This is a genomic window from Streptomyces sp. NPDC055103, from assembly GCF_053607625.1.
The window spans coordinates 22,037-32,517 of the sequence record NZ_JBSGTX010000084.1 but is presented as its reverse complement, the minus strand read 5'-3'; the positions used below and the strand labels follow the sequence as shown (position 1 = coordinate 32,517).

Annotated in this window: 8 protein-coding genes; 7 read left to right on the top strand and 1 reads right to left on the bottom strand. The window is 74.5% G+C overall.

Going from position 1 to position 10,481, the window contains the following annotated elements; translation table 11 throughout:
- Positions 1-175: 175 nt before the first annotated feature.
- From ACWFR1_RS35240 to hutI, 3 genes are read left to right on the top strand one after another with little or no spacing between them, the layout of a single operon-like run.
- Entirely contained in the window at positions 176-1,378 is a 1,203-nt protein-coding gene (locus tag ACWFR1_RS35240) for an allantoate amidohydrolase (protein ID WP_453558745.1), read from the top strand.
- On the top strand, positions 1,369-2,706 hold the full coding sequence (locus ACWFR1_RS35235) for a formimidoylglutamate deiminase (protein WP_453558729.1): 1,338 nt from the start codon (positions 1,369-1,371) through the stop codon (positions 2,704-2,706). The genes ACWFR1_RS35240 and ACWFR1_RS35235 overlap by 10 nt, the downstream gene beginning before the upstream one ends.
- A 26-nt stretch (positions 2,707-2,732) precedes the next feature.
- Positions 2,733-3,980, top strand: coding sequence for an imidazolonepropionase (hutI, locus tag ACWFR1_RS35230; protein ID WP_453558726.1), 1,248 nt, complete (start codon positions 2,733-2,735; stop codon positions 3,978-3,980).
- 53 nt (positions 3,981-4,033) lie between these two features.
- On the opposite strand, the gene ACWFR1_RS35225 is transcribed toward hutI, so the two are convergent.
- Positions 4,034-4,726, bottom strand: a complete 693-nt coding sequence (locus ACWFR1_RS35225; RefSeq protein ID WP_453558724.1) for a phosphotransferase — start codon at positions 4,724-4,726, stop codon at positions 4,034-4,036.
- A 168-nt stretch (positions 4,727-4,894) separates the two neighbouring features.
- On the opposite strand from ACWFR1_RS35225, the gene ACWFR1_RS35220 reads away from it, so the two are divergent.
- The 4 genes from ACWFR1_RS35220 (at position 4,895) to ACWFR1_RS35205 (ending at position 10,443) form a co-directional block, all read left to right on the top strand.
- A complete protein-coding gene (locus ACWFR1_RS35220; protein WP_453558742.1) occupies positions 4,895-5,977 on the top strand; it encodes a GNAT family N-acetyltransferase in 1,083 nt (360 codons plus the stop codon).
- 292 nt (positions 5,978-6,269) lie between these two features.
- Positions 6,270-7,568 (top strand): glycosyltransferase, encoded by a 1,299-nt coding sequence (locus ACWFR1_RS35215; RefSeq protein ID WP_453558739.1) that lies wholly within the window; start codon positions 6,270-6,272, stop codon positions 7,566-7,568.
- Positions 7,565-8,374: a polysaccharide deacetylase family protein gene (locus tag ACWFR1_RS35210; RefSeq protein WP_453558721.1), complete on the top strand. Its 810-nt coding sequence runs from the start codon at positions 7,565-7,567 to the stop codon at positions 8,372-8,374. Before ACWFR1_RS35215 ends, ACWFR1_RS35210 begins: the two co-directional genes overlap by 4 nt.
- Positions 8,375-8,490: 116 nt before the next feature.
- Positions 8,491-10,443 (top strand): hypothetical protein, encoded by a 1,953-nt coding sequence (locus ACWFR1_RS35205; RefSeq protein WP_453558719.1) that lies wholly within the window; start codon positions 8,491-8,493, stop codon positions 10,441-10,443.
- Positions 10,444-10,481: the final 38 nt, after the last annotated feature.

Here is a 10,481-nt window from a genome sequence, read left to right as displayed (position 1 = left end):
GCCTCTGGCTCACCACACCGCGCCCCCTCCGGCCTCGGTCCCCCGGGGCCCCGTGGCTCCCCCCACCCCCCCGCTCCCGCTCGCCGGGGGCCCCCGGCCCCCCCCTCCCCGGCGGGGGGGGGGGCCCCCGCGCGGCCCCCCGCGCGCCGCGGCCCCCGGCGGGGGCGGCCGCCCCCTGCCTGGGGGCCGCGGGGCCGCCCCCGCCGCCCCCCCCCACGCCTCGGGCGGCTACCGCCGCTACGCCTGGACGGGCGCCGACGCCGACTGCCGGCTCTGGTTCCGGATGCAGGCCGAGGCCCGCCGCCTGGACGTCGAGACGGACCGGAACGGCAACCAGTGGGCCTGGCTCGGCGACCCCACCGCCGGTGACGCGGTCGTCACCGGCTCCCACCTGGACTCCGTCCCGGACGGCGGCGCCTTCGACGGCCCCCTCGGCGTCGTCTCCGCCTTCGCCGCGCTCGACGAGCTCCGCTCCCGCGGGGCCGTCTTCCGGCGCCCCCTCGCCATCGTCAACTTCGGCGACGAAGAGGGCGCCCGCTTCGGCCTCGCCTGCGTCGGCTCCCGCCTCACCGCCGGCCGGCTGACGAAGGAGCAGGCGTACGAGCTCCGCGACGGCGACGGGGTCAGCCTCCCGCAGGCCATGGAGGCGGCCGGGTACGACCCGGACGCCATCGGCCCCGACCCGGAGCGGCTGGCCCGCATCGGCGCCTTCGTCGAGCTGCACGTCGAGCAGGGCCGGGCCCTGGACCTGTCCGGGGACGCCGTCGGCCTCGCCTCCGCGATCTGGCCGCACGGCCGCTGGCGGTACGACTTCGCCGGCGAGGCCAACCACGCCGGCACCACCCGGCTCGTCGACCGCCGCGACCCGATGCTCACCTACGCGGAGACGGTCCTCGCCGCCCGCCGCGAGGCCGAACTCGCGGGCGCCGTCGCCACCTTCGGCAAGATCGCGGTCGAGCCGAACGGCGTCAACGCCATCCCGTCCCTCGTCCGAGGCTGGCTCGACGCCCGCGCCGCCGACCAGGGCGCCCTGGACAAGGTCGTCACGGGCATCGAGGCCGAGGCCCGCGCCTACGCCGACCGCCACGGCATCGACCTCACGGTCGTCCGCGAGTCCTTCACCCCGGTCGTGGACTTCTCGCACGCCCTGCGCGACGAGCTGTCCCGACTGCTGGACTCCTCGGGCAAGGTCCCCGTCCTCGGCACGGGCGCGGGACACGACGCCGGAATCCTCTCCGAGTCGATCCCGACCGCCATGCTGTTCGTACGGAACCCCACCGGCGTCTCGCACTCCCCTGCCGAATTCGCGGCCGAGGACGACTGCGCGGCCGGTGTCCTCGCACTCGCCGACGTACTGGAGGGCCTGGCGTGTCGCTGACGACGTACTGGCTGGAGCACGCCTGGCTCGACACGCGCGTCGAGCCGGGCGTGGCCCTGGAGGTGTCGGACGGCCGCGTCACCGCCGTCCGCACCGGCGTCGACGCCCCGCCCCCCGGCGCGGTCGTCCTGCGCGGCCTGACGATCCCCGGCCTGTCCAACGCCCACTCCCACGCCTTCCACCGCGCCCTGCGCGGCACTGTCCAGGTCGGCTCCGGCACCTTCTGGACCTGGCGCGAGGTGATGTACACCGTCGCCCAGCGCCTCACCCCCGACACCTACTTCGCCCTCGCCCGAGCCGTCTACGCGGAGATGGCGCTCGCCGGCATCACCTCCGTCGGAGAGTTCCACTACCTCCACCACGCGCCCGGCGGAAGCCCGTACGCCGACCCCAACGCCATGGGCGAGGCCCTGATCGCGGCCGCCGCCGAGGCGGGCATCCGCATCACCCTCCTCGACACCGCCTACCTCTCCTCCGGCTTCGGCGCCGCGCCCGAGCAGCACCAGCTCCGCTTCACCGACGGCACCGCCGAGCGGTGGGCCGAGCGCGTGTCCGCCCTCAAGGAGCGGGACGGCGTACGGATCGGCGCGGCCATCCACTCCGTACGGGCGGTCCCGGCGGACCAGCTCGCCACGGTCGCCCGGTGGGCGCAGGACAGGGAGGCCCCCCTCCACGTCCACCTCTCGGAGCAGACCGCCGAGAACGACGCCTGCATCGCGGCGCACGGCCTCACCCCGACGCAGCTCCTCGCCGAGCACGGCGTCCTCGGCCCCCGCACGACGGGCGTCCACAACACCCACCTGACGGCCGGCGACATCGGTCTCCTCGGCTCGTCGACCACCGGCACCTGCATGTGCCCGACGACCGAACGCGACCTGGCGGACGGCATCGGCCCGGCGGTCGCCCTCCAGCGCGCCGGCTCTCCGCTCTCCCTGGGCAGCGACAGCCACGCGGTCATCGACCTCCTGGAGGAGGCGCGGGCCATGGAGCTGAACGAGCGCCTGCGCACCCGCACCCGCGGCCACTGGACGGCCGCCGCCCTGCTCAGGGCCGCCACCGCCGACGGTCACGCGGCCCTCGGCTGGGCGGACGCGGGCACCCTGGAGACGGGCGCGCTCGCCGACTTCACGACGATCGCCCTGGACAGCGTCAGGACAGCGGGACCGGTACCGCGTCTGGCAGCCGAGACGGCGGTATTCGCCGCGTCGGCAGCGGACGTCCGGCACACGGTCGTGGCCGGCCGTCACGTCGTACGGGACGGGGTCCACCACTCCGTACCGGACGTGGGCGCCGCCCTCGCGGACTCGATCGCCGCCCTGCGCGGCTGAAACGGCTGAAGGAGACACCCCGCACCATGAACACCGGCCCCGCGGCGACGAACAACCCGGCGGCGACCTCCGGCCCCACGAGCGCGAACAGCGCCGTGGCGACGGCCGCCACCGCCATCGTCAACATCGCCAGTCTCGTCACGAACGACCCCTCCCTCGGTGATGGCAGCCCCCTTGGCCTGATCCAGAACGCGGCCGTCGTCATCGAGGGCGACCGTGTCGTCTGGGTCGGTGAATCCAGCAAAACACCCGCCACTGACAACCGGGTCGACGCGGCCGGCCGGGCCGTGATCCCCGGCTTCGTCGACTCCCACTCGCACCTCGTCTTCGCGGGCGACCGCACCGCCGAGTTCAACGCCCGCATGTCGGGCCAGGCCTACAAGGCGGGCGGCATCCGCACCACGGTCGCGGCGACGAGGGCGGCCTCCGACGAGGCGCTGTCCGCGAACGTCGCCCGTTTCCTGGCGGAGGCCCTCCGCCAGGGCACGACCACCTTCGAGACGAAGTCCGGCTACGGCCTGACGGTCGAGGACGAGGCCCGCGCCCTGCGGATCGCGGCCGAGCACACCGACGAGGTGACGTACCTCGGCGCGCACATCGTCTCCCCGGACTACGCCGACGACCCGGCGGCGTACGTGGAGCTGGTGACGGGCGAGATGCTCGACGCCTGCGCCCCGTACGCCCGTTGGATCGACGTCTTCTGCGAGAAGGGCGCCTTCGACGGCGACCAGGCCCGCGCGATCCTCACCGCCGGCAAGGCGAAGGGCCTGCACCCCCGGGTGCACGCCAACCAGCTGACGTACGGCCCCGGCGTGCAGCTGGCGGTGGAGCTGGACGCGGCGAGCGCCGACCACTGCACGCACCTCACCGACGCCGACGTCGACGCCCTGGCCTCCGGCAATACGGTCGCCACCCTCCTCCCCGGCGCCGAGTTCTCCACCCGCGCCGAGTGGCCGAACGCCCGCCGCCTCCTGGACGCTGGCGTCACCGTGGCCCTCTCCACGGACTGCAACCCCGGCTCGTCCTTCACGTCCTCCGTCCCCTTCTGCATCGCCCTCGCGGTACGGGACATGGGCATGACCCCCGACGAGGCGCTCTGGTCCGCCACGGCGGGCGGCGCCGCGGCCCTCCGCCGCACGGACGTCGGCCGCCTGTCCCCCGGCGCCCGCGCGGACCTGACCTTCCTGGACGCCCCGTCCCCCGTCCACCTGGCGTACCGCCCGGGCGTCCCGCTGGTGACGGAGGTCTGGCGCAAGGGCGTGCGGGTGGCCTGAGCAGCGACACCGTCCAGCGGAAGCCGCACCCGGCCGCCCCCGCGTCCTGACCGTCAGGCGGTCGCCAGGGACCTCACCAGGGAGTCCGCCGCACCCAGGGCCGCCACCTCGTCGGTAGTGAGGTTCGGGTCCGCCGCACGGCGCTTGCGGGCCGTCGGGAGGTGGGGGAGGAGCGGGGTGCGGACGGCCCCGATGAGGGCGGCGAGGCCCGCGCGGGCGCCGGGGGCGTACGGGGCGGGGGAGGCCGCCACCTCCGCGAGGATCAGCGCCGACATCGCGTAGTCCAGGCCCGGCGGGCCCTCCTCCGCGGTCTGCCAGTCGATGACGACGGGGCCCGCGGATGCCGTGAGCACCACGTTCCCCGGATGCAGGTCCAGGTGCAGGAGGCGGGAGTCCGGCAGGGCGTACAGGCGGGTGAGGAGCTCTGCGATCAGCTCGCCCGCCGGTTCCGGCTCGCACGTGCCGTCCAGGAGCGCGTCCAGGAGCGACGGCCCCGTGAGGCGCTCCATCACCAGGTCGGGCCCCTCGGCGCGCAGCACCGCCGGAACCGGATAGCCGTGGCCGGCCAGCCGCCCCATCACCGCGGCCTCCCGGGTAGCGTCCGCGCCGTCCCGGTACCTCCGCAGCACCCACTCCCCGCCCGCACCCGCGTCCCCGCCCGCGTCCCCGCCCGCGCCCGCGTCCCCGCTCCCGTCCCCGTCCAGCGCGTAGACGTCCGCGGTCCTGCCCCACCCGATGATCTTCAACTTCCCTGCCCCGTCCGTCTCTTGATGATCAATGCCCCCACGCGACCGCCGCTTCGCAGCGCGGCCACGGAATGGCCGAGTATGCCTGCCGAGGAAGGGTTCGGACCGGTACCGTCCTGTCCTGGCAGTACTCAGGGGGTAGACCGGGGGGTCGGCAAGGTGAGTGCTTTGCGTGTGCGGGTCGTACGGCCGGGGGAGCTGGGCGAGCGCGAGATCGAGGCGTGGCGGGAGCTGCGCGCCAAGTCCGGCGCTCCCGCGAACCCCTTCATGGAACCGGAGTTCACGCGGACCGTCGCCCAGGTGCGCCCCCGTTCGCGTGTCGCCGTCTGGTGGGAGGGGGACGAGCCCGTCGGCTTCTTCCCGTACGAGAAGGGGCTGTTGGGGCAGGGCCGGGCCATCGGCTTCGGCGTCTCCGACAGCCAGGGCGCCGTCCTGCGGCCCGGACTGCGGCCCGGCGCCCGCGCGGTGCTGCGCGCCTGCGGCGTCGTGGCCTGGGAGTTCGACAACATGGAGGCCGGCCAGCCCGTCTTCGAGGGCGCCGCCACCGAGTCCTTCGCCTCGCCCGTGATCGACGTCGGCGAGGGCTACGCGGCCTACGAGGCGCTGCTGCGCATCCAGTCGCCCAAGTTCCTGAAGACCACCCTCGCCAAGGAGCGCAAGCTCGGCCGCCAGGCGGACGGTGAGGTGCGCTTCGTCTTCGACGAGCGCGATCCGGCCGCCCTGCGCACCCTCATGGAGTGGAAGTCCGCCCAGTACAAGCGGACCGGACGCGGCGACCGCTTCGCCAAGGAGTGGATCACCACCCTGGTCCGGCGCCTCCACGAGCAGCGCACGCCCGGCTGCTCCGGTGTCCTGTCCGTGCTGTACGTCGGGGAGCGGCCCATCGCCGCCCACTTCGGTCTGCGGTCCGGGACCGTGCTGTCCTGCTGGTTCCCGGCGTACGACCCCGAGTTCGCGAAGTACTCGCCCGGGCTCGTCCTCCATCTGCGGATGGCCGAGGCGGCGGCCGGCGACGGGATCCGGATGCTGGACCTGGGGCGCGGCGACGCCGAGTACAAGGACGCGCTGAAGACGGGGGAGTTGACGGTGCACGAGGGTGCCGTCTTCGTCCCCGGCGTGCGGGCCGCCCTGCACTGGCTCGGGCGCGAGCCCGCCCGGCGCGCCCACCGCTTCGTCCGTGACCGGCCGGCCCTCGCGGCCAGGGCCCGCGCCACCCTCAACGGGCTCGCGCGGCTGCGGGGCAACGGATAGCCGCCGAGGCGACGGTACGCGCCGAGGCCGCACGCGACACCCCGCACCCCGCGCCCTCGCGCTCGTCGCAGCCCTCCCGTCGTACACGTCGCACACGTCCCACACGCCGCACCCGACGCACCCGACGCACCCGCACCCTCAGCCCCACACCCTCGTCCCCGCGCGCGCCGGTTCCGCCCCGCCGCCTTCCCAGCCACCGAGCCCGCGCCCGCCGCCGTACTCCCCTGGGGGATCCCCGTTGAGCAGCCGACCGAGCAGCCGCCCCGACCGCCCCGCACCTCCTCCGCGCGCGATCTCCGTCGCCCAGCTCGACCTCGACGCGCCCGACGGGCCCGTCACGGCCGTGCGTCCGGCGCCCGGCGGGCCGCCCCTGGCGCCCGGTGACGTGTACGCGCTCGTACGGCTCGGGGGCCGGCCCGCGGCCACCGTCGTCGGAACCGTACGGGAGGGCGAGGACCCCGCCGAGGTGCTCGGGGCCCTCGCGCGCGAGCGGGTCGGGACCGCCGCCCGGCCGCACGCCGAAGCCGAACACCATGCTGCCGCACAGCCGTTGGCGGCGCCTGCACCCACCCCGCCCCGTACCTCCGTGATCGTCGCCACCCGCGAGCGCCCCGAGTCCCTCGCCCGCGCCCTCGACTCGCTCCTCGCCCAGGACCACCCCGACCACGAGCTGATCGTCGTCGACAACGCACCCCGCACCACCGACACCCACGAGCTGGTCACCCGCAAGTACGCCGACCGCGTGCGGTACGTCCGCGAGGACACCCCCGGCCTCGCCGTCGCCCACAACACCGGCGCCGCCGCCGCCGACGGGGAGGTCCTCGCCTTCACCGACGACGACGTCATCGCCGACCCGCACTGGCTGACCGCCCTCACCGAACCCTTCGCCGCCGACCCCGGCCTCGGCTGCGTCACCGGCCTGATCCTGCCCGCCCGGCTCGGCACCCCCGCCCAGATCCTCCTCGAATCGCACGGCGGCTTCGCCAAGGGCTTCGCCCCCCGCCTGTACGACCCGGCGCGCCCGCCCGCCGACGAGCCTCTCTTCCCCTTCACCGCGGGGAGCTTCGGCTCCGGCGCCAACATGGCCTTCCGGGCGTCCGCCCTCCGACAGGCCGGCGGCTTCGACCCGTCGACCGGCACCGGGACCCCGGCCAGGGGAGGCGACGACCTCTACGCCTTCGTCGCCGTCCTCGCCGCCGGCCACCGCCTCCGCTACACCCCCGAGGCGCTCGTCTGGCACCACCACCGCGAGACCTGGCAGGACCTGCGGAACCAGGCGTACGGCTACGGCGCCGGCCTCACCGCGTACCTCACCGCGACCCTCGTCCGCCGCCCCCGCCTGCTGCCCGCGCTCCTCACCCGGCTCCCGCGCGGCCTCGCGTACGCCCGGACCATGACCGCCCAGCGGGGCGAGGGCGCCGGCGGAGTCCCCGGCGAGCACGGCACCCAGCACCATCCCTGGCCCAGGAGCCTCTCCCGACTGGAGCGACGCGGCATGCTCCTCGGCCCGCTCGGTTATGCGAAGGCCCGGGTGAGAGCCCGCGCGAGGGCCCGGGCGCAGGCCGGTCTGCGAAAGGCGGCGGTCCGATGACGAGCGCACCCCTCCGTACCCGGATACCCGTCCTCCTCTACCACGCCGTGATGGAGAACCCACCGGACTGGATCGCCGAATTCACCGTCACGCCTGCGGAGTTCGCCGTCCAGCTCGACGCGATCGTCGCCAGCGGACGCACCGCGATCACCGTCGGCACCCTCGCCGCGCACTTCGCCGCCGGCGCCCCGCTGCCGCCCCGCCCGGTCGTCATCACCTTCGACGACGGCTTCGCCGACCTCGTCGGACCGACGGCCGAGGCGCTCGCCGACCGCGACCTGCCGTCCACCGTGTACCTCACCACCGGAGCCATCACCCCGGGCCGGCCCTGTCTGCTGCCGCCGGCGCCGATGATGACCCTCTCCCAGGCCCCGCGCCTGGAGCAGTACGGGATGGAGGTCGGCGCGCACACCGTCACCCACCCGCAACTGGACACCCTCGCGCCCAACCTCCTGCGCCGCGAACTGCGCGAGGCGAAGGCGGTTCTGGAGGACGTCCTCGGGCACGAGGTGCGGCACATGGCCTACCCGCACGGCTACAACAGCCCCGCCGTCCGCCGGGCCGTCGCGGCTGCCGGGTACGCCTCGGCGGTCGCCGTCCGGCACGCGCTCAGCTCCGAGTCGGACGAGATCTACCGCATCGCCCGGCTCATCCTGCGCCGCGGTCACACCGTCGCCGACATCGAGCGGTGGATGGAGGGGTGCGGCGCGAAGGCCGCCCCGTACCCGGACTCGCTGCCGACGATCGGCTGGCGGATGTACCGCAGGACCCGCGCCCTACTCAAGGGCCCCGAGTTCGCCGGCTGAGCCACATTGCCTCACAAGATCATCAACTCCCTTATTGCTGACGAGAGTTGAATCAGGGCACATATCCGAAGTACGTTCCCTTGCTTCACCAAGGGGACAGTGGGGGGAGAACCGTCGTGCAGCACCATCCGCCGGCAACACCGGTGACCGGGAGCGACGGCGTGCCGTCGCAGCCCTCCGCGCGGGACCGGGAAGGCGCGGAGCGAGAAGCGGCACAGCGGGAAGCGGCGCAGCGGGAGGCCGCGGCGGCCCGCGCCCCCCGGTCCCGGTCCGGCTCCCTCGCCGCGCTCCGTGCCCCGGCCGCCCTCAACCTCGCCCCGCTCCTTCTCGCCGCCGGGCTCTGGCTCTGGGCGCTGCCTCGCATCGACTTCCGGGGCATCGGGGAGTTCGGCCTCCTCGACCGCTTCCCGCTCGGCTTCTACGCCGCCCTCGCCGTCCTGACGGGCGGCTTCGTCCTCACTCTCCGCCGCGCCGGCACCGCGCCGCTCTGGCCCGCCACCTACTGTGCGGCGATGCTCGTCGCCCTCAAGGCGCCCCCCGCGATCCTCTACGACACCGTCCGCTACGCCTGGGCGTCCAAGCACGACGCGATCATCAGCAGACTGCTCGCCGAGGGCTACGTCCGCCCCGGGAGCGGGCTCTCCGGCGGCATGTCCGCCTACGACCAGTGGCCCGGCTTCTTCTCCCTCGACGCGGCCCTCGTCCGCGCCTTCGGCGTCGACACCGCCGCCTCTTTCATCAACTGGGCCCCGGTCGTGCTCGGTCTGCTCACCGTGCCCGTCCTCATTCTCGTCTACCGCACCTTCAGCGACGACTGGCGGCTTGTGTGGACCGGTGTGTGGATCTTCCAGCTGGCGAACTGGGTCGGCCAGGACTACCTCTCCCCGCAGGGCTTCTCGTACCTGCTCTACCTCACGGTCTTCGCCGTCGTCGTCCGGCACTTCGTGCTTCCCGGCTCGGCGGGCACGCTCCGCGACCGCACCAGGCTCGACCCGGCCGCCGCGGCCGTCCCGCCGCCCACGACGCCCCGGCAGCGCGCGGTCGCCGTCCTCTTCCTCGTCCCGATCATCGCCACCGTCAACGCCTCGCACCAGCTCACCCCAATGATGCTGTGCGCGACCCTCTTCGCCCTCTGCCTCACCCGCCGTTACCGCAACCTCTGGCTCCTCGCCACCACCGTCCTGATCATGCTGGTCTGGAACCTCACCATGGGCCGGGAGCTCTTCCTGGGCACCCTCGGCACCCTGCGCGAGAAGGCCGGCGACCTTCTCGGCAACTCCCGTCCAGGCTTCGCCGGCGACCCCACGGGCCCGGGCCCGGAGCTCGTCGGCAGCGCCAACGTCCTGATGGTCCTCGCCCTCGGCGGGCTCGCCGCCGTCGCCGTCCTGCTCCGCCACAAGCTGGCCCGCAGCGCCCTGCCGCTGGTCCTCGCGGCCGCGGCGCCCCTCCCGGCGTTCGCCGTCAACGACTACGGCGGCGAGATGATCTTCCGGGTCTACCTCTTCGGTCTGCCCGGCTCGGCCTTCTTCGCCGCCGCCGCGCTCGTTCCCGCCGTCGGGGCCGCGAGCCGGGCCGCCGCGATCGCCCGCCGCACGGCCGCCGTCGCCCTGCCCGTCACCCTCGTCGCCATGCTCGGCGGCTTCCTGCCCTCCTACTACGGCAAGGAGGGCATGCACTACGCGCCGCCCGGCGAGACCGCGCTCACCCGCCGCGCCTTCGACCGGGCGCCCGACGGCGCGCTGATCATCGCCGCGACCGGCGCCTTCGCCGACGCGTACTACCGCTACGACCACTACGAGCGCTGGTTCTTCACCGAGCAGGAGGTCGACGAGAACCTCCGCATGCTGAAGGACCCGGCCGGGTACCTCGCGGGCGGCATCCCCGTGGACTGCCCGGCCTACGTGATCCTCACCCCCACGCAGAGCGAGGCCGTCATCGGCGAGGGCTACCTCCCGGAGGGTGGCTTCGACACCCTCCGGGACGCACTCAAGAGATCGCCGCTCTTCGAGGTCATGGAGGAGAGCCAGTACGGGATCGCCCTCCGCTACCGGCCGACCACCGGCGGCTGACGCGCCGCCCCGCACCGCACATGTCCCGGACCGCACGC